This is a genomic window from Longimycelium tulufanense, assembly GCF_014645795.1.
Lineage (GTDB): Bacteria > Actinomycetota > Actinomycetes > Mycobacteriales > Pseudonocardiaceae > Longimycelium > Longimycelium tulufanense.
Window position 1 is genome coordinate 124,878 of sequence record NZ_BMMK01000006.1, and the last position, 24,256, is coordinate 149,133.

General features: G+C 68.9%; 18 protein-coding genes. 6 read left to right on the forward strand and 12 right to left on the reverse strand.

What is annotated here, in order from left to right; translation table 11 throughout:
* Window positions 1-340: 340 nt before the first annotated feature.
* The 3 genes from IEY55_RS08965 to IEY55_RS08975 all read right to left on the reverse strand — a co-directional run bounded on the left by IEY55_RS08965 (window position 341) and on the right by IEY55_RS08975 (window position 5,071).
* Window positions 341-2,617, reverse strand: coding sequence for a VanW family protein (locus tag IEY55_RS08965; RefSeq protein WP_189055926.1), 2,277 nt, complete (start codon window positions 2,615-2,617; stop codon window positions 341-343).
* A 78-nt stretch (window positions 2,618-2,695) separates the two neighbouring features.
* Window positions 2,696-3,016, reverse strand: a complete 321-nt coding sequence (locus tag IEY55_RS08970; protein ID WP_189055928.1) for a GroES family chaperonin — start codon at window positions 3,014-3,016, stop codon at window positions 2,696-2,698.
* 204 nt (window positions 3,017-3,220) lie between these two features.
* The gene (locus IEY55_RS08975) at window positions 3,221-5,071 is read right to left on the reverse strand and encodes an NHL domain-containing thioredoxin family protein (protein WP_189055930.1); all 1,851 of its coding nucleotides are present in this window, start codon (window positions 5,069-5,071) and stop codon (window positions 3,221-3,223) included.
* An 835-nt stretch (window positions 5,072-5,906) separates the two neighbouring features.
* Here IEY55_RS08975 and IEY55_RS08980 point away from each other — a divergent pair.
* Window positions 5,907-6,746, forward strand: a complete 840-nt coding sequence (locus tag IEY55_RS08980) for a hypothetical protein (RefSeq protein WP_189055932.1) — start codon at window positions 5,907-5,909, stop codon at window positions 6,744-6,746.
* A gap of 765 nt (window positions 6,747-7,511) precedes the next feature.
* Here IEY55_RS08980 and IEY55_RS08985 read toward each other — a convergent pair.
* Complete coding sequence (locus IEY55_RS08985) at window positions 7,512-7,781, reverse strand: hypothetical protein (RefSeq protein ID WP_189055934.1); 270 nt, start codon at window positions 7,779-7,781, stop codon at window positions 7,512-7,514.
* Between the two features lie 69 nt (window positions 7,782-7,850).
* Between IEY55_RS08985 and IEY55_RS08990 the strand changes: the two genes are divergently transcribed.
* Together IEY55_RS08990 and IEY55_RS08995 are read left to right on the forward strand one after the other, a co-directional pair.
* A complete protein-coding gene (locus IEY55_RS08990) occupies window positions 7,851-8,486 on the forward strand; it encodes a GNAT family N-acetyltransferase (RefSeq protein ID WP_189055936.1) in 636 nt (211 codons plus the stop codon).
* Window positions 8,487-8,515: 29 nt separating this feature from the next.
* Window positions 8,516-9,298, forward strand: coding sequence for an alpha/beta fold hydrolase (locus tag IEY55_RS08995; RefSeq protein ID WP_189055938.1), 783 nt, complete (start codon window positions 8,516-8,518; stop codon window positions 9,296-9,298).
* A gap of 376 nt (window positions 9,299-9,674) precedes the next feature.
* Here IEY55_RS08995 and IEY55_RS09000 read toward each other — a convergent pair whose 3' ends face one another.
* Entirely contained in the window at window positions 9,675-10,292 is a 618-nt protein-coding gene (locus IEY55_RS09000; RefSeq protein ID WP_189055941.1) for a phosphatase PAP2 family protein, read from the reverse strand.
* Between the two features lie 246 nt (window positions 10,293-10,538).
* Between IEY55_RS09000 and IEY55_RS09005 the strand changes: the two genes are divergently transcribed.
* Window positions 10,539-12,074, forward strand: coding sequence for a trypsin-like serine peptidase (locus IEY55_RS09005; protein ID WP_189055943.1), 1,536 nt, complete (start codon window positions 10,539-10,541; stop codon window positions 12,072-12,074).
* Between the two features lie 506 nt (window positions 12,075-12,580).
* Here the strand turns inward: IEY55_RS09005 and IEY55_RS09010 are convergent.
* The gene (locus IEY55_RS09010) at window positions 12,581-12,727 is read right to left on the reverse strand and encodes a hypothetical protein (RefSeq protein WP_189055944.1); all 147 of its coding nucleotides are present in this window, start codon (window positions 12,725-12,727) and stop codon (window positions 12,581-12,583) included.
* Window positions 12,728-13,636: 909 nt separating this feature from the next.
* On the opposite strand from IEY55_RS09010, the gene IEY55_RS09015 reads away from it, so the two are divergent.
* Window positions 13,637-14,251, forward strand: coding sequence for an SIMPL domain-containing protein (locus IEY55_RS09015; RefSeq protein ID WP_189055946.1), 615 nt, complete (start codon window positions 13,637-13,639; stop codon window positions 14,249-14,251).
* Window positions 14,252-14,370: 119 nt separating this feature from the next.
* Window positions 14,371-14,613, forward strand: a complete 243-nt coding sequence (locus IEY55_RS09020) for a hypothetical protein (protein WP_189055948.1) — start codon at window positions 14,371-14,373, stop codon at window positions 14,611-14,613.
* A gap of 282 nt (window positions 14,614-14,895) precedes the next feature.
* On the opposite strand, the gene IEY55_RS09025 is transcribed toward IEY55_RS09020, so the two are convergent.
* The 6 genes from IEY55_RS09025 to IEY55_RS09050 form a co-directional block, all read right to left on the reverse strand.
* Window positions 14,896-16,869, reverse strand: coding sequence for a glycosyltransferase (locus IEY55_RS09025; RefSeq protein WP_308424737.1), 1,974 nt, complete (start codon window positions 16,867-16,869; stop codon window positions 14,896-14,898).
* 3 nt (window positions 16,870-16,872) lie between these two features.
* Window positions 16,873-18,066: a UDP-galactopyranose mutase gene (gene glf, locus IEY55_RS09030; protein ID WP_229686204.1), complete on the reverse strand. Its 1,194-nt coding sequence runs from the start codon at window positions 18,064-18,066 to the stop codon at window positions 16,873-16,875.
* 20 nt (window positions 18,067-18,086) lie between these two features.
* Window positions 18,087-20,327 (reverse strand): putative glycosyltransferase family protein, encoded by a 2,241-nt coding sequence (locus IEY55_RS09035; protein WP_189055952.1) that lies wholly within the window; start codon window positions 20,325-20,327, stop codon window positions 18,087-18,089.
* Window positions 20,324-20,776, reverse strand: a complete 453-nt coding sequence (locus IEY55_RS09040; RefSeq protein WP_229686205.1) for a GtrA family protein — start codon at window positions 20,774-20,776, stop codon at window positions 20,324-20,326. The genes IEY55_RS09035 and IEY55_RS09040 overlap by 4 nt, the downstream gene beginning before the upstream one ends.
* Complete coding sequence (locus IEY55_RS09045; RefSeq protein WP_189055954.1) at window positions 20,773-21,879, reverse strand: glycosyltransferase family 2 protein; 1,107 nt, start codon at window positions 21,877-21,879, stop codon at window positions 20,773-20,775. Before IEY55_RS09045 ends, IEY55_RS09040 begins: the two co-directional genes overlap by 4 nt.
* A 102-nt stretch (window positions 21,880-21,981) precedes the next feature.
* Window positions 21,982-24,045, reverse strand: coding sequence for a DUF6541 family protein (locus tag IEY55_RS09050; protein WP_189055956.1), 2,064 nt, complete (start codon window positions 24,043-24,045; stop codon window positions 21,982-21,984).
* Window positions 24,046-24,256: the final 211 nt, after the last annotated feature.

The window sequence follows — 24,256 nt, forward strand, 5'->3', positions numbered from 1 at the left end:
TCGGCGAGCCGGCGCCCCACCGAGAGAAGGCGGGCTCCCCGACTCACGGCGAGCCGCCTCTTCGCAGCAAGCAGGTGCCAGTCCGGGAACCGGGCCGCGCCACTCGAGAGCCATCCAGGTGTCGGTCCGTAACACGCTGGATCCGAGGAACCTCAACCGGCGCCCATGCGTCTCTTACTCCTCTCGCGGAGCAAGATCGCGCCAACCGTCCACGAGCGGCCCCCAATTCCGCGGTGCCGCTGCAGCTTCGCCGCTGTCCCTGCCGCAACCTTCCTACCCACAAGAAGAAACGGGCCCGCCGCGTGGTGGCGGCGGGCCTGTTCCAACATCCTCGTGCCGGTCAGCCCTCGCAGATGATCTTCGGGCTACCGTCGTACCGCACGGTCTTCTTCTCCCTCTTGATCACCCGGCCGTCGAGGTCCTTGATGGTCCGGGTGTCGGTCACGGTGAAGCCCCGGCTGCCGTTGCTGGCGTGGCACTTGTCGCCCTTGACCTTCTTCTCCGGCGGCGGTGTGTGGTTGTACTCGTCGCTGATGTCGGAGGTCACCTCGTAGGTCTTGGTTCCCCACATCCGCACCGTGATCGACGACGGCGTCCAGATGGTCTGGATCATCAACCCCGTCTTGGAGTCGTTGCGGAACCGCAGGTCGATGACGCTACTGCCGTCCGGGTTCTGGAAGATCGTGGCCTCGCGACCCTTCGGGTAGCGGCTGATCCAGTAGCTGTGCGGGGTGTGGCCCATGTCCGTCATCCCCGCGAAGTACGAGGCGTTGTACAGCGTCGTCGCCATCTGCGAGACACCGCCACCAACGGCCGTGTCCGGCTTGCCGTTGTTGATGATCCCGGCCGGGATGTAGCCCTGCGCCACGGTGCGCGGGCCGGTGTGCTTGTTCATGCTGAACGTCTCGCCAGGCTTGATGATCGCGCCGTTCAGCGACTCCGCCGCAAGCCTGATGTTGTGCCCGGAGTCGGGGGCGAAACCACCGGTGGTGAACTCGGCGACGACCTCCTTGACGCCGAGCTTCTGGGCCTGCTCGGTGGTGAGCTTGGCTGGCTGGTCGGCGTACTCCGCCTTCAGCTCGCGGTTGTCGGTGCGCTTGAGGACGTCCGGTAGCGGCTCGAACGTCTTGTCGTAGTCGATGCCGCGGCCATCCTTGGAGGGCTTGACCACCGGTTTGTCGCCCTCGATGACGATCCGGGCGTCCTCGCCCTTCTCCTCCGTGGAGGCGAGCTGCGGCTTGAGCACCTCTGCCAGCTTCTTGGTGTCCAGCTTCGGTTCGAGGCCACCGTTCTTGGCCGGCACGAACGACAGCGCGGCCGCGATGTCCTTCGGCTCGAGGACACCGTCCTTGCCGTCGCCCTTGATGGTCACCGGGCCGGACACGGCGGGCTTGGCCACCTCGTCGAGCGCCCGTTGCACGTCTTCCTTGGTGGTCCTCACGTCGACGGTGCTGATCGGGAGGTGCACGGCCTTGCCGGAGGCCCACTCGGTCAACAGCGTGTCGATGGCCTCGGGAACGTTGAGTTTCTGGCCGGGCTTGGGATCCACCGGTACGGGAGTGGCGCCCTCGAAACGGATCGTGCCCTCGACCGGCTCCCGGTCGGTCTGCTTGCGCAGCTCATCGAGCGTCCTGGCGACCTGCTCGCGGTCGGCGTCGCTCACCACGCCGATCTCGCGGGTGGTGAAGAACGAGGTGAGCCGGGTGACGGGGTTGAGCGGCTGCTCACCGGCCTCGTCGAGGGTCCGCTGCCAGTCCATCCGCAGGCCGGCCGCCTTGGGGTCGAGGGTGGTCGGCACGTCGCCAGCCTGCAGCTCGACCGGCTGGTCCAGCCGCGGGCCGATCTCGTCCCGCAGCTTCTGCTCGGCGGCCGACCGGTCCATGCCGCCGACGTCGACACCGGCTACGGCGATCCCGCGGGGCACGGTGCCCTGACTGAGCGCGAGGTCGAGACCGTAGATCAGGCCGAGCGCACCGGCGACCGCCCCGGCGACGACACCCGCCTTCTTCAGTTGGCGCCGACGCGCCTCATCCGGGCCCGGCTCGCCCGGCATGCCGGGTTCGTCCTGTTGTGGCATGGGAGCCGGTCGCGTGAGGAGCGCGGTGGGGGCGGTGCTCGAAACCATCGTCGGCGCGTCGGATCCGGACCCGACCGGCACCGTGGGAACGCCGGGAGGCGGCATCGGGGTGGCGGGCGCCGGAGAGGTCGGCGCGGCCGGGGCGGCCGGTGGGGCGGCGGCGCCCACCGACGGAATCACGACGGTGCGCTCGCTCTCCGAGAGGGCCGGCTCGGCCACCTCGGTGGGAAGATCCGGAGGCCAGGCGACGACCGGGCTCTGCCGCGCGGTGGACTCCTCGTCGGCCTCGCGTCTGACCTCCGCGGTGGTCTCGGCGGAGGACACCGGCTGGCTCGTCACCGGCACGACCAACGTGCGTTCCGTGGGTTGGTCGGCCGTGGAGTCCGGGTCCGGTCGTTGCGCAGAACGTGCGGACTTGTCCGGCTCGGCCGGCTGGTCTGTGCCGGCTGGCGGGATGCTCGTCCCGGGCTGCTCGCCGCTGTGGACCGGCAACACCACGGTGCGCTCCGCTTCGGTCTCCCTCCGCTGCTCCTCCGGCACCGTTCCCCCTTCTCAAGTAAGCCAACGGGGTGAATACGTGCCTGCTTACCGGCTGTCCGTCACGGGCAGGTCACGGCCTCACAGGTACAGGCCCGTGCCGTGCTCGGTGCGCTCACTGGCGACCGCGTGCAGGTCGCGCTCCCGCAGCACCAGGTACGGCTGCCCCTGGACCTCGACCTCGTACTGATCCTCCGGGTTGAACAGCACCCTGTCCCCGACCTTCACGGTGCGGACGTGGTTGCCAACGCCACAGACCTCGCCCCAGGCCAGCCGTTTGGCGACCTGGGCGGTGGCCGGAATGACGATGCCCCCGCTGCTCCGGCGCTCGCCCGCCTCCTGCGAGACCCGAACCATGACCCGGTCGTGCAGCATCTGGATCTCGAGCTTGGCATCAGGCACTCCGGGAGTCTACTTCCCACCTTCGATGCCCCACTCGGGTATGTGTGGGCTCGCGGCACTCACGCTGGGTTTGTTTGCTCGGCTCCGGGCTTCGCTGCGCGCCTTGTCGGCGCGATGCTCGCTTCGCCCGTCACCGAACTGTGCTGGATTGCTCGGCTCCGGGCTTCGCTGCGCGCCTTGCCGACGCGATGCTCGCTTCGCCCGTCACCGAGCGGTGTCGTCCAGGCCGCCCATGACCAGGGCGAGCCGGCGCGGGCCCGCGGGGGCCACGCGCACCGGAACACCCCAGTCCTGCCGGGTGAGCCGGCACACGGGGTGCTCCACGACGGGATCGTCGTCACAGCTCGCCGCCTGGGCAACGACGTGGAGTACGCCACTGTCGACGGTGTCGGACACCACAAGCCGCCGGGTGAGCTCCGTCCCGTCCCCCGTGCCCTCGACGAGCAGATCGGGCGGGGAGCAGGTGACCTCGAGCCGGGTGGACGGGCCATAGCGGTCGTCCAGCTTCTGGCCGGATGGTGGGGTGAACACCACCACCAGCTCCAACTCACCTGTCGCCACCGTGCTCGGCGGCCGCCGCACCTGCTGTGCGGCACCCGCCACGAGCTGGGCGGACACCCCTGGTGGCACGGGGCGTTCCAGCCGGTGCGCGGCCGAGGCCACGACAACCAGCTCGCCGTCCACCAGTGCGGCGCCGGTGGGTTCGGCGACGTCGGTCGCCAGCGTGGACACCTCGTTGTTCGCGGGGTCACAGCGGCGGATGGCGTTGTTGTAGGTGTCGCAGATCGCGACGCTGCCATCGGGGAGCGCGGCGACACCCAGCGGGTGTTGCAACAGGGCCTGGTCGGCTGGGCCGTCGCGGTGGCCGAAATCGAACAGGCCGGTGCCAACGGCCGTCCGGACCGCGAAGCCGTCGTCGGTCCTTTCGACCCAACGCAGCGCCGAGGTTTCCGAGTCGGCGAGCCAGAGCCGGTCATCCGTGGCGGCCAGTCCCGAGGTCTGGGCGAAGAAAGCGTCCTCGGCGGCACCATCGCGCAGGCCCTCGACGGTGGTGCCGGCGAACCGGTGGACCGTCGACCGCACCGGGTCGAAGTGGCCGAGCGTGTGGTTGCCCGCCATGGCGATGACCACCCCACCGGCCGGCTCCCACCACACGACGTCCCACGGGCTGGTCAGGTCGGTGTCGCGGGCCGGGCCGCTGTCAGCACCGTCTCGCCACTGCTCGCCGGTACCCGCCACCGTGGTGACCTGGCCATCGGCGAGCCGGACGCCACGCAGGAGGTGGTTGACGGTATCGGCCACCACGACGTCGTAGCCAACACACGCCGCGATGTCGGGTGGAAGCAACGTCATGCCGGCGGGCTCGGAGAACTCCGCATCGGTTGGCACGCCGTCGGCCCGGCCACGACGGCCGGATCCGATGCGGCGGAGGACGGTTTCGCCGTCCGTGGCGAGTTCCACCAGCGAGTGGTGCGCCGCATCGGAAACCAGCAGGGAGTTCTGCAGGGCGAGGATCTTCGCGGGGAAGAGCAGCGCGGTTTCGCGGGCGGGCGGCGGAACGTAGGGGCCGTCGCCCCGGTGCAGCGTGCCCTTCTCCTCGTGTTCGGCGACCAGCTCGGTGATCACGCGGCGGAGGGTCTCGCCGTGTCCCTCGCCCGCGGCGACGTGCACCACGTAGCCCTCCGGGTCGACCACGACCAGCGTTGGCCACGCCTTGACCGCGTAGGACTGCCAGGTCGTCAGCTCGGGATCGTCCAGCACCGGGTGGTGGACCTCGTAGCGCTCCACCGCCGCGGCGAGGGCGCCCGGGTCGGCCTCGTGCGCGAACTTCGGCGAGTGCACGCCGATGGTCACCAGGACATCGGCGAACTCGGCCTCCAGCGGCCGCAGCTCGTCCAACACGTGCAGGCAGTTGATGCAGCAGAAGGTCCAGAAATCCAGGAGCACGACGCGCCCTCGGAAGTCGCCCAGCTCGTAGGACCTGCCGCCGGTGTTGAGCCAACCGCGTCCGACCAGCTCGGGGGCACGAACGCGGGCACGCTTGGAAGTGGTCACACGAGCTCGAACGCCCGGACTGGTGTCGCGTGTTCCACTCCCAGATGGTGAGAAGGGTGCGCGTGCGACAGCTATCAACGGCACAGCGGCCAGCCCACAACCCTGCTGACATGACCGAGAGTGGAGAGGGCATGGATTAGTCTAGGCGATCGCGATGGAACTCGCCGAATCAAGTGACAAGTTTGCCACGTTCGTGGCGGCGGACTGCGCCGACCGGGACAGAAAACACATCGATTGGTTGGTCCGACCCCCATTTTTGGATGCACGTCTTGCGGGACTTGTTGTGGTTCAACGGCATCACCACGATTGCTGACCCGGGGACGTCCGGCGCTGGGTTCCTCGGGTTCAGCTCACGCGAACGTGCTCCGCACACCGACCGCCTCGGGCAACGGGTGATGTACCGCATCAACGGAAACCCGCTACCACACATAGCAGACCGGCGTCGCGCGTTCACTCCCACATGGCGAGAGGGTCGGGACCGGCCACGGCGGAGATCGGAGCCATCCGCGTAGACCCCGTCTCCGCGGCAGCCCCCGAGGGCAGCGAACAACAATATGCGGAAAAGAGCCAACCTATCACCCGCTTCTCAAAACGGGAAGCAATCGAAGATCATCGACGCCTGATCGGGTAGAGTCTCTTGCACCGCAGGTCCACCATCCAGTCTCCTGGGCTTGGTTTCGTACTCGCCACCAAGACGAGGCCAATTCCGGCCACTTCCGGCTTCGACACCTGCACCATCACTCATGTTGGGCGTTCTCGAAGGAGACCGGTATTGAGAAAGAACCCGAAAAGCGGCTTCCTCGTTTCAGCTCTGGTGGTCCTCACAACCCTCATCGTGAGCCCGCTGGCACCCGCGGCTGTCACGACGCCCACATTCGAGGTCGGAGAAGATCCGAGAGAGGTGGACCTCTCCGGTGCATCGGATGCTGTACCACACGGGGACGGCTACGCCATTCCGCTGCACGGCAAGCGCCCCGACTGGTACACCGCGGAGCTGCAGGAGCAAGTGGACGATGCGGCGGGCCAGCCGGTGCCCGCGCCCACGGACGCGCCCCTGCCCAGCGAGGTGGGCATCCGGCCGGGTAGCTGGATGATCTCACCCGCCGGGTGCACGATGAACTTCGTTTTCACAAAGGGTGGCCGGTTCGGGATCGGCACTGCCGGGCATTGCGTCGACAAGGTCGGGGACGAGGTCGTACTCCTGACTCTGGCGCCGGGCGGCGGTAACCCGGTGCTGGTGGAGATCGGCAAGGTCGTCGTAACACACGATGGCGGGATAGGGGATGACTTCGCCCTCGTTGGGATCCGACCCGAACTTCAGTCCTGGGTAAGTCCCACCACCGCCGTCATCGGTGGCCCGTGCGGCCAGTACGATGGTTCCGGGCCTGAAACAGTGGCGCACTACGGCCACGGACTGGCCATCGGCACCGGTGGCACACCTCGGCCGGGCGTGGCCTTGACGTGGAACGACGACGCCTACGGCTGGGATGGTGCGGCCATCTTCGGCGACTCGGGAAGCCCGGTCCGGGTCACCGACCTGAAAGCGGCTGGCAACCTGACCCACCTCGTCGTCAGCCCGGACTGGGTGCCAAGCTTCATCGCTGGCACCCGAATCCAGAAGATGTTGAAGATCGCCGGTGGTTGGCGACTGCTCACCTCGCCTGTCTGTCTCTGAGTCCGAGACTCGTGAGGCCCAAGTCTCGCTCCAACCTGTCGGGCATGAAGCAACTTCCTGCTGCCCGGTCCAGCGACCTTCACCGCGCTGACCGTCGACGGCCACGCGCGCGGAAGGGAGGTTCGGCGTCGGCACGCACCCGGCGCCGAACCTCCCGAATTCCCTCACTGTTGGCCATGGAAACCCTCCCCGGGCGGGCGACCGGACATCATTTGCCTTGGCCTGCCTCAGGCCCGCGCACCCACGACGATGTTGCTGGTTGGCGACATGGGTGTTGTTCTGGGCCAAGCCTCCCAGCACGCACATCCCCGGTCGATCGCCGCCAAGACGATGACGCGCATGGACTCCCCGTAGACCAAACGCTCTTCACCGGCACTCACGGGGAGATCTCGCGAGACCTGCCGCGGTAGGCACGCAGGACCGGCAGTCCACCAGACGCGAGCATGAGCTTCCGGCCATCGGGTAGCCCGGACAACGCCCCGAACGCATACCTGGTCAACCTGCATTGTGCGAGGTTGACGCAGAGGTTGACGCTCCTCGCGGCAGAAGATCCAGAAGTCGAGCAGTATGACCTTGCCGCGCAGGTCGGCAAGACCGATCTTCCGGCCACCGGTGTTCAACCAGCCGCGGCCCACCAGTGAGGGCGCGGTCCGGGCACGCGGACCCGGCACGACGCGTCGACGCGGTCACCCCACCGGACAACACCACGTCCGCGCGACCGCATTCCGCCGCCCGAGACGCGGGCCTCGGGTGGGCTCGGCTGGATCAGACGGGCGTTGACGCCTCAACCGGGACGGTCGTGCTCGGAGTGGCCTGACTCGGCGCTCCGGCGCCACGGCGCTCCCCAGCAATCTTTCGCCAGCTTCCGCCGTCCGCGCCCGGCAGCCCGTTCTTGGCGTCGTTCAAGCCGGCCGCCGCGGCCAGCGCAAGGGTCGCGTGTACCTGTGCCAGCTGGATCAGGTGTGGCGTCTCCTCTCCTTCCTCAGCTCGGTTCAACAGCTTCTCGGCAATGCGGTAGTGCTCCGGTCCGGTCATGCAGGCCAGGGTGCACAAGAACGTGTTTCGAGACGAGGGAGCGGGGCGCATCGTCAGACGTTCGTGGTCATGGAAGCGCTCGGACAGCGGATCTGGCGGTTACGTCGGGAACATCTGGCGGGTCCGGTGGTTGAGACGTTCGGGGCACCGGGAGCGCCGGAGGGGGAACCGATGTTGGTGCGGGACGTGGACCTGTCCCGGGACTGCGACGCCGTCCTTCGGGTGAACCGCGAGTTCAGCACCGAAACCGTCTTCGACGTCCGGTACGTAGACGGCGCTTTCGTACTCCGGGAGACACCCCGGCGGGTCACCAGGGAGTATCCGTTCGACTTCGCCAGCCCGGGACGGGACCACGCGGTGGTCGCCGTCGTCGATCGCGCGGTGGTCGGCTTCCTCGCGACCAGCTACCAGCGCTGGAACCGGCGGCTGGTGGTCGAGGAGGTTTTCGTGGACTCCGTGCGGAGGCGGCAGGGCGTCGCGCGGGCGATGGTCGACCGTGTGTTGGCTCGGGCTGGGGAGGTGGGGGCCACGCACCTCTGGCTGGAAACCAGCAACGTGAACGTGCCCGCGATCCGGGCGTACCAGCGCCTGGGCTTCGAGTTCTGCGTCCTCTCGCTCTACGAGAACACGCCGGCGCGCGGCGAGATCGCGCTCCACCTGCCACGCGCGGTCGGCGAGCCGCCGCCTACGCGTTGCAGATTCTGAGTAGTCGAATCCGACCTGGGGAATGAGATATGCCATCCGTCCGGCTTCCTGGCAGCACAGTGCAGTACGGCGTCACGGGTGAGGGGCCTGGTCTCGTGCTCGTGCACGGCGCCAGCGGTGACGCGGAGAGCAACTGGAGCCACCTGGTCGACAGGTTCAGCGACCAGCGCACCGTGATGACACCGAACCTCTCCGGCAGCGGGAACACGACCGACGGTGGCGGGCCGCTCACCCTCGACATGCTCGTCGAACAGGTCGCGGCTGTGGGGCAGGCCGGTACGGCTGGCCCGGTCGATCTGGTGGGTTTCTCGCTCGGGGCGGTGGTCGCCGCCGCCGCGGCGGCGAAGCATCCAGAGCTCGTGCGACGGCTCGTCCTGGTGGGTGGCTGGGTGCGCCATGACGACCCACGCCAGCAGCTCAACTTCCTGCTGTGGCGGCAGCTGTGGGAGAACGACCGCAGTCTGTTCGTCCGGCTCCAGCACCTGACCGGGTTCAGCGCGGCGTACCTCGACCGGCTCGGGCACGCTGGGTTGGCGCGTTCGCTGGCGAGCGCGGCGCCGGCGCCCGGCACCGGACGGCATATCGACCTCGCGCTGCGGGCGGACATCCGGGACCGGGTTCACCTGGTCACCGTGCCGACGCTGGTGATCGGCCTGGGCCAGGACCAGATGGTGCCGGTGGAGCACAGCAGGGACCTGCACAAGGGCATCCCCGGCAGCCGGTACGAGGAGCTGGACACCGGGCACACGGTGATGGCGGAGCGGCCGGACGAGTTCGCCACCCTGCTCCGCGATTTCCTTCTCGAGGACTGAGTTGCCGAGCGGTCGCTGACCTCGGATCGGGTCCCTCAGCCCGAACCACTCGTCGGCCGCCCGGCCTTCGTGGTGCTGGTGGCCGTGAACAGCCACCAGCACCACGGACAAGCAGTGCACTCGTCTTCGACGGCTTGCCACCGAATCGGGCTGCCGGCAACATCGGAAACTGCGGAACCCAATTGGTAGCGCCCGCCGGGGAGGCCGGCCTGCATTCGGTGCCACGGAGCGAAGGCCATCAGTGTGCTCGGCCGCCCGCTGCCCGCCAATGTCCGTGATGCCGGTTTCCGGAGCCACTCAGGCCCCGCACAGCCGAACCGCGTACGAAGGCAGGGAGATCAACCGCGGTTGTGGTCCGCACCACTTTCCGAACAGGTCAGCTCACCCGGGGCAGGACGACGGTGGCGTCCTGGTCAGGGCCTTTTCCCGGCGGGCTCTGGTCATCGGACGAGTCGGACGAGTTCGCGTACCGCTCACGCAGCTTCCCGGCCCCCCACCGGACGACAAACACGGCAACCAGGCCGACAAGCCCCCCGACAAGGATGTCGGCGGGCCAGTGCACCCCGACGAAGACACGGGACACCGCGATCAGCAGCGCCGGCACGGCCAGCGCCAGGCCCCACGCCGCGGACGCGAAGAGGCCGACCACCAGCACCACCGTCAGCGCGGCGGTGGCGTGGTTGCTGGGCAGCGAGGTCCCGGGCGCGTGCGCCATGAGCTGGTGCACCGGCCGGGTCTGGAACGGCCGCTGCGACAGGTCCATCCAGCGCAGCACCCGGTTGATGGCGAAGCCCAGCGCCAGCGCGGCGGCAACCTGCCCGGCCAGCCACAGGTTCTCGACCCGGTTCCGGCCCCGCATGGCCAGCACGGTCACCGCCGCCCCGACCACGAACAACACGTAGATCAGCGGCCCGGCGGCGAACCGCATGACCGCGTCCAGCGCGGGGCTTTCGCCCGCCAGCCCATTGATCGCGCCGAATACCAGGTCGTTCAAAACTCGGCTACCCCGCTTCCATGAACATCCGGTGCTTCCACCGTAGGTGATCGTGGCAGGGATGCGCCGCGCGATCCTGGCCACCCCGGTCACGGAACGTGTGTCCTCCAACACCTCCGGGTGAGGTTCGAGTTCCCCCACTCGTAGATCAACCGGTGCCCTGTGGCACCGCGGTCGCAAACCCGTAGCGACCGCGCAGGGGACGGGCCGCCCACGCACGGCGGTCCCGTTGATCGAGGGGAGAACATGAGTCACACCCAGCGTGCGCACCGCGCGCGCAGTAGTGCCCTGGTCGCGGCAACAGCGCTGGTCGGCGGACTGCTCGGGCTGGCAACCCCGGCCCATGCCGAGCAGGGTGAGCACGCGCCGCTGCTGTACTCGACCGACCCGGTGGCCGCCCGGTTCCACGCCACCGGCCGGCTGGTCAACCCGAACGGCGTCCACTGCACGGCGACCGTCGTCGCCGGCGAGGGGAAGGTGCGCGCGGACGCGAAGGCGTTGATCGTCACGAACGGCCACTGCGTGTCCGACAGCATGGGCACCAACGAGGTGCGCGTCGACTCCTCAGCCGAGGAAGGCCGCGCCAACTGGCGCTTCACCCCGGCGTACTTCATCGACACCAAGGACGAGCACCGCACCTTCGGCGTCAAGCAGGTCAGGTACGCCACCATGAAGTCGGTCGACGTCGCGGTCATCGAACTCGACACCACCTACGGCGAGCTCGCCAAGATCGACGTCGAGCCGATGCGGCTGGACGCCGAAACGCCCAAGTCCGGTTCCCCGGTCGAGCTGGTGCACGCCCCGCTGAACGGCACCCCGCCGGGCGAGACCTACCTGCGGTACTCCAAGTGTCAGGTCGGCGCCCCCACGAACGTCGCCGAGGGCCAGTGGTTGTGGCACGACTCGTTGCCGAACAACTGCAAGGGCATCAAGGGGGGTTCGTCCGGGTCGCCGATGGTGCGCGCCGACAAGGACCGCATCGTCGCCCTGGTCAACACGACCGTGGAGCGCGGCTACCTCGGCGAGTGCATGCTCGGCCGGCCGTGTGAGGCCAAGCCGGACGGCGTGGTGGCCAAGGAGGGCATGTCCTACGCGATTCGCGTCGCCCCGTTCGCGGGCTGCTTCGTCGGCGGCAGCTTCGACCTGCGTGCGCCCAGGTGCCAGCTCGACCCCGGCCAGCGGATCACCACCACCGACTACACCCTTGCCACCAAGTCGAAGGTGCCGCAGCAGGACGGCGGTCTGGCTCCGGCGCGCTGGAAGACCGAGCTGGACGGCAAGGGCTTCACGCACGCGCAGGCGAAGGTGATCCCGTTCGGCGCCGGGAGCTGCGCCGACCCCAAGGGCTACGGGAAGGTCTTCTCGCTGCAGGACCGACCGGTGTTCGACGACCCGGTGCCGCAGCGGGAGAACTTCTACGTGCTGTGCGTCGTTGCCGGTCCGTCCCCGAAGTACGGCGAGGGCTGGCAGCCGCACCGGTTCGCCTCGATGGACGGGCTGCGCGTCGATGACACTCCGCCCACCGTGGAGACCAAGCTGGATGTGTGGGAGATGGATGAGGGCTGGCGCGTGGACCCGATCTTCCGGCCGTGGGAGATCACCGGCTACGAGATCAAGTACGGCCCGCGCGACAAGACCGACTGCGCCGACCCCGAGGGCTACCGGCCCTACTTCCGGATCCCGACGTACCTGAAGAAGTCCGAGGCGCCGTGGCGGTACTGCGCGGTGGGCCTGGACCACGCCGACAACAAGACCAAGCCCAAGGTGCTCGACCTGGGCTGATGCGTGGTGGGAACGGCCGGGTGCGGGTGAGACGTGCCCGGCCGTTTCGTATGCGGACCGTCCGGCAATTCCGCTCGACCAGGCCGTATCAGCCGCAAGCTTGCCGCCGAGCAGGGCGAAATGATCAATTACCGCCCGATGTGCCGACGGCCGGCAGCGAGATCAAAAACGTCGGCCGAACTCGAACACGTTCGGCGATCCTTACCGTCCCCGAGAAATGGGATACCCCGCGGTGCTGCCAGGTCGGGGGTCCGACAGCACCGCGGGGTCGCTAGGAACATCGCTCCGCCACTCTTTTGCGTTACACCCGAAGGGGTTTGTGACCCAGGTCACTGCCGCGCGAGCGACAACGCACGGTTTTCAACTTTCACCACATCGAGCACACCAAGAAAGGAGAGCGGCCTCGGTGCGCGGGAGGTGCACCGAGGCCGCTCGAGCCTCCGCGGGTGCCGCGACGGCGAGGGCATGCCCGGTCGAGGGTGGGCGGCCATCGCGGCGAACCTTCCTCAGCGGAGGGAGTTCACCTGCTGCTGCGCGATCACCATCAGTTCGTGCCGCAGCGCCGGCGTGGCGGCGGAGTCGATGGCACGCGCGACTGCGCGGCGGGTCCGGGACTTGGCGCGGCGGGCACGAAGCTTCGCGGCCAGGTTCATCGGGTTCTTTCGCCCCCTTGGCGTTGGGATGTCCACCTGTCTCGTGGTGCTCCACCAGTATGCAACATCGAAACGAGTGCTTGCACCCGATTCTTCGGTGAGCTGGGGCACAGACCGACGATTCATCGGCGATCTACCAGGAAACCCCGGCTGTCTTTCGGTCAAACCTGTGATTTGACGAACAGGCGGTAACGTCGGGAAAGGTGCTCGGGTGAACGTGCCGCGACAGAGCGTGCACAGCGTGCGGCACTACTGATCGACTCAAACGCATCCAGGCTCGTTGCTGGGACGGACGGGGCGGTAGCAGCCGGCAACATCGTGAGCCGAGAAAACCGCTGCGGGGAGAAGAGGCACCGCAGGCCAGTTGAGAGACGGGCCAGCCCCACGGCGGGGCCAGCACATCCGCGCTCCGCCCATGGGGAGTCCCAGGTGTTCTGTCCGGTGCGGAGGCAGCTGGCAGGTAGGGCCGCCGAGGGCGGTGTAGTGCCCGTGACGTTGTCGATGTGCAGCCATCGGGGAAGGCGGCCCGACCGCTCGTCCGATCTGTCGTCCGCGGCGCACCCGCGCACCGCGGACCAAGATCAGTTGGCTGGGACCCTCATCGCGGCGCACTGTCCAGACACGTTCTCACCGAAGGGGAATCAGCCGAGCATCCCGCTTGCTCCCCAGAAGCAGGCACCGAACTCGGAACCGCTCGACGGTGCATGTTCGGCGCACGAGCAGCAGCGATCACCGCCCCACCCCGAAATCCCCGAACTCCGATCGACCGTCTGTCGGGGACAGGACGCACAACCGGCGCAAATCCGCCACCGCCAATGAGACCGGTGATCGCTCAGCCTCTTCTCCGCGCCTGCCGCCGATCGGTTCAGGACGGTTGCGGGCACTTCACGATCAGAGTTGGCTGGCAATATGGCTGAAGTCGTGACCAAGGGATCCGGCGAAGTAGAACGCATTGCGGACCGCGCGCGGCTGTGGGTGAGCTTCGCCGCGACCGGCAACACCCGTGCCGAGGCGGTGAACGCCCTCAACGCCCGGCTCGCCGATGTCGAGACCCTGCTCGACACCAGCGCGGTGGAGGTGCGCTCCCGGCACCTGTCCGTTTTCGAGAACTGGCAACGCCGACGCATGGTCGGCGCCCGCGCCGAGCAGCACTACGTGCTGCGGGTCTCCGACCTGACGGTGCTGGCGGACCTGGTCAGCCGGCTGCTCACGGCCGAACCAGCAAGTTTCAACGGCCCCGACTGGGAGCTGTCCGACGACGCCGACGCCGTCCGCGACGCCCAGCGCGAGGCGGTGGCGGACGCACGCCGCCGTGCCGAGGGCTACGCCGACGCGCTCGGCACCCGCCTCGGCCCTCTTCTCCGGCTGAGCGACGGCTACGAGGGCGGGGGCGGCTTCGCCCCGATGGCCGCCGCCGCGCCGCGCGCCCACCAGGAGTCCGTGGACGTCAGCAACCTGAACCTGGAGCCGCAGCTGGTCACGGTCTCGGCGAGCTGCACCACCGCCTGGTCGCTGCTGGACTGACCCGCCGCCCGGCCACCGAGCCGGGCCGGCCGCTGGCCGGGTTCAGCCCTGGGCGGAAGCCCCTCAGCCGGCGGCGAAAACCCTTCCGCCGGGCACGCTCGGCGTGATCCCGTGGGCACATGAGTACTTCGAAGCAAGCCCTGGTGTTGTACGTGGTGGGCGGCGGGGAGATCTGGCTCGCGTTGTCCCCGGAGGGCGCCGCCGAGGCGGAGCCCCGGCTGAGCCAGTACCTCCGGAGCGGGGTCACGCAGAACGTCACCGGCGCGGACGGCACCGCGATGGCGGTCAACTTCGCGCACGTCGTCGCCGCCTACATCACGACCGAAGGCGTGCCCAAGGGAACCGTCGGCTACAACCGATGAAACACGGACCACGACCGGCCGCGTGAACCCACGGAGCAGGCGGCAGAAGCTCAGGCCCGGCAACAAGATCCGGCAACCGCACAGCGGCTGATCGCGCCGTGCCACGACGTGTCACAGAGAACACGAGGACAGCGCCCACCGGAGGCGACCACGAGCGATCGCCGCTACGTGTCGCCGGTGACGGAACTCGTGGTTGCCAACCGGGTACCGGTGTACGAGCACCGCACGTCCACCGCGCAGCACCTGCGCGTCAGCTCCACAAAGGCGTTTCAGACCAACAGATCAGTCGTTCTCGAACACCTTGCGCCAGGACTCCACCGAGGACAGCTCCGGCAGGGCCGCCCGGTACTGCTCCTTCAGCCGCGGCCACTCCTTGACCAGGCGCCGGTAGTTCCGCACCGCCCTGGCCGCGAGCTGACGGAACACCTTCGGGTCGCGGCGACGGAACGCCACGCCACTGCCGTCCGCGTTCGACACGGTCGCGCTGTCCAGGTTGCCCAACAGGAACCAGCGCGCGTTGGTCGCCGGGATGTTGATCTGCGGGCGGTCCGCCGCGCTCGGCTCCGGGTCACTCAGGTTGTGCAGCAACGCCTTCGACGCGCGAGCCGCGATCACCGCCGGGTTCACCGGCGGCCTGAGCAGCCGCTCGGCGCGCACCATGTCGAAGGTCGGCGGTGGGAACTCCCGTGCCGAGGGCAGGATCTGCGCGTCGGCGTAGTTCTTGCGCAGCTTCTGCACCTCCGGCAGGGCGCTGCGCAGCGACTCGAACAGCCGTTCCGGCCCGGCCAGGAAGTCCTCGATCGCCTTCTGCTGCACCGCGACCGTGGAGTACTCCATCGACAGCAGGTGCCGCAGCGACAGCTTTAGGCCCTGCTTCAGCAGGGTCGCCCGCACGTCGTAGGGGCTGTGCAGCGCGGCCATGATCAGCCGGTTGCGGACGTGGAAGTACGCCGTCCAGTCGGTGGCGTCGTCCTTGTCCGTCCACGGCATGTGCCACACCGCCGAGCCGGGCAGGGTGACCGTCGGGAAGCCGTTCTCCAGCGCCCGCAACGAGTACTCGGAGTCGTCCCACTTGATGAACAACGGCAGCGGCAGGCCGGAGCGGCGCACCACCTCGCGCGGGAACAGACACATCCACCACCCGTTGTAGGTGGCGTTGATGCGGGCGTGCAGTTCCTCGGTCTCCCGCAGCGTCTCCTCGCTGAAGTCGTGGTCGGTGACCGCCCCCGGGGCTGCCCGCCACATGCAGCTGGACAGGTCGACGACCTCACCCATGCTGTGCAGCCGCGACCGCGCCTGCAGGTTGAGCATCTGGCTGCCGACGATCACCGGCTGCGCGAGCGAGCGGGCGAACGCGTTGGCCCGCAGCAGGCTCTCCGGCTCCAGCCGGATGTCGTCGTCGAGCAGCACGATCTGCTCGGTGTCGGTCTTCTCGAAACCCTCGTAGAGGGCGCGGGTGAAGCCGCCGGAGCCGCCCATGTTCTCCTGCTCGAGAACCTCGAGCCGGGTGCCGAGCTTGCGGGCGGTGGCGTTGAACCCCTCCTGGTCGCGCACCCTGCGGTTGCCCTGGTCGACCACGAAGACCTTGGCCACCACGTCCAGCACGGCCGGATCCTCGGCCAGCGCGGCCAGCACGGTGACGCAGTCGGCGGGCCGGTTGAAGGTGCAGATGCCGACCGACAGCTTCTGCTCGGGCAGGTCCTGGTCGGTGGTCCAGGCCGCTTCCTTGATCTCCAGCTGGCTGTCGTCGGTGAAGGCGTCGAACCAGATCCAGCCGCCGTCCTCGAACGGCGCCAGCGCCACCCGGAACTCCAGGCTGCTCCAGCTCTTGACGCTGCGCACCGCCTTGCCGTGCAGGTGAACGATGTCACCGTTGGGCTTGGAGCGGTAGACGTCGACCCGGCCGGCGCCTCGCACCGCCAGCCGCAGCACGACTTCCTCGATCTTGGTCCAGCGCTTCCAGTAGCTGGCGGGGAAGGCGTTGAAGTAGGAGGCGAAGGACACCCGGGCCGAGGGCGGCACCGTGATCGCCCGGCGGGAGCCGACGTGGCTGTGCACGTTCTGCGGCTCGTCGAGGTACAGCGGCCGGACGTCCAGCGGGTCCTCGTCCCGCGGCAGGATGACTCGCTGCAGGACGCGGTTCGCCGGGACGACCACCCCGCGGGCGGCAACCCGGGCCGAGGCCACATCGCTGAGCTTGCTGTCCGGCGCGGCCTCGGCCGTCGACGGCGGTGTCTTGCCGGCCTGCTGGGTCACCTCTCAGTCCTCCAACGATCCGTCGAGCGCGCGGCCCTCGGTGAAGTAGGGGGCGATCTTGTTGTCGAACATCGTCAACGCCGACCCGATCGCCATATGCATGTCAAGATACTTGTAGGTGCCCAGCCGACCGCCGAACAACACGTTGTTGGTGGCGGTTTCCTTGCGGGCCAGTTCCCGGTAACGCTCCAGCTTCGCCCGGTCCTCGGCGGTGTTGATCGGGTAGTACGGCTCGTCGTCGGCCTCGGCGAACCGCGAGTACTCCTTGACGATCACCGTCTTGTCCCGCGGGTAGCGGTCGGCCCGCTCGGGGTGGAAGTGCCGGAACTCGTGGATGCGGGTGTAGGGGACCTCCGCGTCGGCGTAGTTCATCACCGAGGTGCCCTGGAAGTCACCGGTGGGCACGACCTCGGACTCGAAGTCCAGGGTGCGCCAGCCCAGCTCGCCCTCGCAGTAGCCGAAGTAACGGTCCAGCGGTCCGGTATAGACCACCGGGGTGCCGGCCGGGAGGTCCTCGCGCGCGTCGAAGAAGTCGACGTTGAGCCGCACCTCGATGTTGGGGTGGTCGGCCATCCGCTCCAGCCAGGCGGTGTAGCCGTCGACCGGGAGGCCCTCGTAGGTGTCGTTGAAGTACCGGTTGTCGAAGTTGTAGCGCACCGGCAGGCGGGCGATGGTCGAGGCGGGCAGCTCCCTGGGGTCGGTCTGCCACTGCTTCGCGGTGTAGTCCCGGATGAACGCCTCGTAGAGCGGCCGGCCGACCAACGAGATCGCCTTCTCCTCGAGGTTGGTCGCACTCGCGGTGTCCACCTCGGCGGCGTGCTCGGCCACCCAGGCCCGGGCCTCGTCCGGGGTCAGGTAGCGGCCGACGATCTGGCAGATCTGTGCCAGGTTCATCGGCATCGGGTAGACCTGGCCATGGTGGATCGTGAAGACCCGGTGCTGGTAGTTCGTGAACTCGGTGAACTGGTTCACGTAGTCCCACACCCGCTTGTTCGAGGTGTGGAAGAGGTGCGCACCGTACTTGTGCACCTCGATGCCGGTCTCCGGCTCGGGCTCGGAGTACGCGTTCCCACCGATGTGGGGGCGCCGCTCCAGCACCAGGACGCGCTTGTCGAGTTGGGTGGCTGCCCGTTCGGCGACCGTCAGGCCGAAGAACCCGGAGCCGACAACGATCAGGTCGTAGCCCGCGACGCTCACGGGGCGCCAGGGTACCGACGTCATTTCTCCTCCTCGATCCGGGTGCCGTGCCGGCGGGCACGCAGTTGGAAGGCGGACACACCCGCCGCGACCAGGGCGGACACCCCGAGCGCGAGCAGCCCCACGCCCAGCCCCGGCGGGATCCAGCGCAGCCGGACCTCACCCCCGGCCACGTCCGGTGGCACGTCCACCACCAGCAGCCCGGCCGGGCCGGACCGCACCGGCAGCTCGCGCCCGGCGATCTCGGCCCGGTAGCCGGGCCAGGCCAGCCGGGCGAACGCCAGCGTGCCCCGCCCCGGTCCGGAGCGCTCGATCTGCAGTACCTCGGCCCGCTGGTGGTCCCTGGCGTCCGCGGTGACCCGCAGGTTCGGCGACGCCTGCGAGAGCCGTCCCTCCGGCCACGGTAGCGGAGCCGTGCGGTGCAGCACCGTGACGAGGTCGTTGCGTTCGGTGACCATGAAGCCGGCGGGCGGCTTCGGATCGTCGACCAGCGCCCGCTGCACCACGATCGTCTCCACCCGCATGAGGTCGAAGAGCGAGGGGCCGAGCTCGGTCGGCCGGCTCATCACCTGGTACGCCTCCGGGCAGGTGGAGCCGAGGTGGTTCATGCACAGCGTCGCGGAGAAGGTCTTGTTCCCCATGCCCGTGTAGGACGTGGTGCTGGCCACGCCCGCCGCCCGGTACATGTTGCCCAAGAGCACGTACCGCCAGCTCCGCTCCTTGTCGGTGCTGACCGCGGCGGACACGTCCGCCACCTGGAAGACCGTGCCCTGGTACCGCCGCGCGAAGTCCTGTTGGAGCTGGGTGACCGAGGTCGGGAAGCCGAACTGCGCGACGCTCAGGTTGCCCGGGAACCAGTGGAGCTGCAGGAACAGCACCACGGCCGTACCGAGGTGCAGGGCCACGGCCGTTGGACGACCGCCCCGGCGGGACAGCAGCACCGCGGCCGCGAGCAGGACCACGACGATCGCCGCGCCCAGCACGTACCGGAGGACACGATCCGGCCCGGCGGCGATGCTGAGGTAGGTGCCGCCCAGCACGATGGCCCCGCAGGCGGCGATCCGCCGGCGAAGGTGGTCGGTGCGCAGGCCGCTGCCGAGCAGGACCGCCAGCAGCACGGCGAGCGGCAGGTAGACATACTCGATCAGGCGCAGCGGCCAGCGGAACATCCACAGCTCGGACGGGCCGAGCGTGCACATCAGGTACACGACGGTGACGACCAGCGGCGAGACCAGGGCCTTCGCCCGACACCGCACCGCCTTCCAGTCGACCCAGGCCAGGATCGGCAGGGCGAACCAGGCGAAGTACATCGCCGGGGTCTCCATGCGCACCGCGCCGCCCGCCCAGGACCGGATCTGGGCGGCGGTGCCGGGGACGCTCATCCCGAGCAGGTCGCTGAGGTCGGGCCGGAGGAAGTCGTCGTTGAAGATCCGGCTCTCGGTGCGCCAGCTGACCGCGACGTTGCCCATCAGCGGCAGGAACACGAGCAGCGCCACCCCGCCCAGGGTCAGCCCCAGCACGAACAGGCGTGTCACCGCCCGCCAGTGACGCCGCACGGCGAACTCGATCATGAGCGCCAGCAACACCACACAGACGCCGAGCAGGCCGTAGGGGTTGCCGACGGTGATCGCGAGCGCCCCGAGCGCGAACGGCAGCAGCGTGAAGGACCGGTTGCGCGCCATCCGCCGGGCCGCCCACCACACCCACGGGACCCAGGCGAAGGACATCAGGCCGGCGGCCCAGGTGGCGGCCTCGAAGTAGAGCGTGAAGCCGCTGAACGGCAACGCCACGGCGACCACCGAGGACGCCCAGCGCGCGGCGCCGTACTCCCGGCAGAGCAGGTAGACGCCGAGCGCGAGCAGGACCAGGAACTCGGTCTTCACGACCGTCGCGGTGACCGCGAGGTCGTCGATCTTCGCCGCCAGGACGTAGTTGGCGGCGTTGACCGGGTTCCAGGTGCCGAACATGGCCTCGCCGGCGAGGTTGCCGCCCATCCACGCGTCGAGGTCGAGCATGGGCGGCCAGCCACCGGACAGGATGCCCTGCCCCAGCGCCCGCCACATGGGCACGAACTGGGCCGAGCTGTCGTCCCAGAAGTAGAAGACGCGGTTGTACAGCACCGGCACCTGGGCGAGCAGGCCGACCAGCACGCACACCGCGGTCCCGGCGAGGATCCCGCGCCAGCGGGAACCACGGGTGGGGGAGGTGACCTCCGGGACGGTGACCGGCTCGACGGCGGGCGGGTCGGACACGGCGGTCACGGGGCCTTCTCCACTTCTCGGACTTCTCGGCTGGGACTCGTTGCGACTTCGGTTCCCAGGACGCGGGGACGGTCGGTAAGGATCAGTTGGGCGACCAGAAATGTGATGGGGATCGCTGCCGCGGCGGCCAGCAGCGGCGCGTAGCGCTCGTCCATCCCGATGACGTCGACCAGGAGGTAGAGCCCGCCGGTCTGCACCGCGAAGTTGGTCAGGTTGGACAGCGGGAACAGCAGGAACTTCCGCAGCGTGGGACGGATGCGGAAGGTGAACCAGCAGTTCAGGAAGTACGAGCCGACCATCGCCAGCACGAAGGCGAGGACGTGCGCGACCAGGTACGGAACCACCAGCCGGAGCAGCAGGTAGAGGCCGAAGTACACGCCCGTGTTGAGGACTCCCACCAGCCCGAACCGGAACATCCGGGCGAGGCGGGACGTGGTGCTCGTGGTCACGGGTGGGAGCCTTCCCCCAACAGCGGGGCGCCTGGGCCGTCGGAGGTTTCCCAGTTCAGGTTGGTCCCGGGGCGACGGGTGACCACCTGTGGGCCACCGACGTCCGGCGCGGAGTCGAACTCCCGCTCGAAGCGGCTGACCAGGTCGTCCTTGCGCCCGAGCAACACCGCGGCCGGCCCGTCGACGCCGTTGCTGCTCTCCTTCACCAGGTAGTGCGGACGACGCTTGGTCTCGTAGTAGATCCGACCGAGGTACTCCCCGATGACGCCGAGGAACAGCAGCTGGAGCCCGCCCAACCCGGCCACACCGAGCATGGTGGTGGCGTAGCCGGGGACCTCGACGCCCGAGACGAGCGAGTCCACCACCACCCAGCCGGCATAGGCGAAGGACAACAGGGTGACCAGGCCGCCGAGGTAGATGGCCGCACGCAGCGGCTTGTTGTTGAAGGAGACGACCCCGTCGATGCCGTAGTTGAGCAGCTTGCGCAGGGTCCACTTGCTCTCGCCCTGCTCCCGCTGCACGTTCTCGTAGTCGACGGTCGCGGTGTCGAAGCCGATCCAGGAGAACAGGCCCTTGGAGAACCGGTTGTACTCGCCCAGCGACAGCAGGGCACGCACCGCGCGGCGGGAGAGCACGCGGAAGTCGCCGACCCCGTCCTCCAGCTCGACGTCCACCACCTTGTTGATCACGCGGTAGTAGAGCCTGGAGAGACCGCGGCGGACCGGCGCCTCGCCCTGCCGCGTGCGCCGCGCGATGACCTGGTCGTACCCGCTGCCGAGCAGCTCGATCATCTGGCTGAGCAGCTCCGGCGGGTGCTGCAGGTCGGCGTCCATGATCGCCACGGCGTCACCGGTGGCATGGGTGAGGCCGGCCAGCATGGCGGCCTCCTTGCCGAAGTTCCGGCTCAGCGCGATGTAGCGGAAACGGGGGTCGCTCACGCAGACACGACGCATCGCCGGCAGCGTGCCGTCCCGGCTGCCGTCGTCGACCAGCAGGACCTCGAAGTCCTCGGTGATGTCGGGCAACACCGCGACGAGTGCGGCATGCAGTCGCTCGATCCCGCGCTCCTCGTTGAAACACGGAACAACTACCGAAAGGCGCATGCCCCTCCCTCGACGACACACCGCGGACGGGCTCGTCTGACCGGGCCAGGAGGTCGGGAGCCCCCGCGAGCCAGAAAGCGGTCCTGTGGATACACGCCGTTACTAATTCGTCTCAATCGGACGCAATAGATCGACATCCAGGTGATAAACGGTGACCGATCCGCTACGAAAAGTACGCACTAATCCTGGAAGCTCCTCCAGCCCGGCGAACCCCGGCGCCCGATCGTAGTACAGCTCGTTGCCGGTCCAGTTGTGCGGCGAGCCCGCGGCACCGATGACCGGTGCCTTGTCATCGACATAGACCCACCGAATGTTCAGCTCCACCAGCATTCGACGGATTCCCGGGTCGTCCGGATACCGGTGGAAGGACTGCAGCAGCCGCCAGGTGGGCTCGGAGTACCGGGAACCCATCGGCAGGACGTTGACCACCGGCAGGCCGCGGTATACGTAGCCGTAGGTGGAGCCGTCGTTGGCGGAGTTGAGGACCCGCTCGCCCGGGCGGATGTGCTCGGCCAGGAAGTCGAACGCCTTCCGGTCGTCGTCGGTTACCCGGTGGAAGTGGGCCAGCCGGTAACGGCTCTCCACCGTGTTCTGGTCCACCCGCAGATACGACCGGGTGGGACCGGCCGAATAACCGGCCGTGAGCAACACCACTCCCGCCGTGGTGAGTGCGAGGACCGGGGCGGGGCGGACCGACCGTCGCAGTCGGACAGCCAGCGCCACGGTCGGAACCACCAGGCCGAGGCCGACGAGCGTCGGCACCAGCAACCAGATGTGCGCGCCCAACCGCTCGACACTGTTGTAGAAGAAGGAACCAATCACGGAGATGGCACCGGTACCGGCACGCAGGTACATCACGATCGCCAGCGCCGCCCAGATCGCCCACGCCGTGACCAACCCCAGCGGCCGGCGCAGGACGAGGACCGCGACGACGCCGGCGAGGGTGAGAACCGCGGCCGCGAGCTGTCCCGACGAGCGGGGCGCGAGGTCGACGTATCCACCGTAGACCAGGCCGAACACGCGACCCACCGCCACCTCGGTCGGTGTGCGTCCGATGTCGGGGGGGAAGGTGCTGGTGTGTTCGGCGGCGCCGAGCACGTGGACGAGGACCGGCGCGGTCACCACCGCGACGACCGGGACCACCGGCAGCATGGCGAGTACCCGTTCCCGGAGCCGGAACCAGCCACCGCGCCCCAAGGTGTCCCCGGCCAGCCAGGCGGCGACGGTCAGCGCGATCGAGACCGCAACGCTCGGGTGCAGGGCCACGGCTCCGGCGCAGGCGGTACCGACGGCGAGGGGATACTGCCACTCCCGCCATCCGTTGCGCGGCAGCGAGAGCAGCGCCGCCACCAGCGCGGGGGTGACGGCGAGGGCGGCCGCGTTGGGCAGCACGCCGCCGATCTGGGACAACAGGTACATCGGCCGGTACAGCCCGATTGCGACGACCGCGGCGACACCGCCGGTGAGCAGCGCCGCCGGCCCGCCGAGCCGGGCCCGTCGGGCGGCGAACCAGGCCAGTGCCGCGACGGAGACCGGCCACACGGCGCCGAGAAAGACCACCGTCACCGCGTTGAGGCCGGGAATCGGGCCGGCGAGGACCCCGGCCACCGAGGACAGCAGGTGCAGTCCGTTCGGGTACGGGTTGACCGGGGTCCCGGTCAGGACGTCGACGGGCAGCGACTGCCAGGGCGCCCCGTTGCCGGTGCGTTGGATGTAGGAGGTCAGCAGGGTGTGCACGATCGTGTCGTGCTCCTGCGGAACGGTGGACAGCGGGCCGATGCCGCGGAGCCAGGAGTGTGCGCCGGCGAGGGCGGCAAGCCCGACCATCCCGACGCCGACACCGGCCGCAACGCGGCCGGCCACCCGCCATCGCGAACCTGCGCGGACGACCGCGGCCGGCGAGGAGAGGCGGCGGCCCCGCCACCACCGCGTGCCGCCGATCGCGGCGAGTCCGGCGGTCACCACGGCCAACTGCGCCGCCCCGTAGCCCAGCCCCAGCGGGACACAGAGGGTCGCGGCCAGCGTGCCCACGCCTACGCTTGCCGCCGGCGCGAGGGTGATCCACCAGAAGTGGCCTCGCACCCCGCAGGCGGCGAGCAGCGCCATACCCGGGAGCAGAACGACGAGTAGGGCGGTGACCAGCACGAACAGGTCTGCCAACGACATGGAGGGAACCATTCGTGTCGGGAATTTGCGCGACACAGGTTAGGGCCGAATACCGGTTCCCGATCGTGCGATACCGCGCTCCCCAATGAGGTGAGGTTCGAGGTCATTTCCCGCTGCAGGTTGTGGCAAGAGACGCAGTTCACTCGGTCGCAACCGTCCGGCGGGCGAACGCGTCTCCCTCGTTCGGAGCACCACGTCGAGGAGAAGAGCC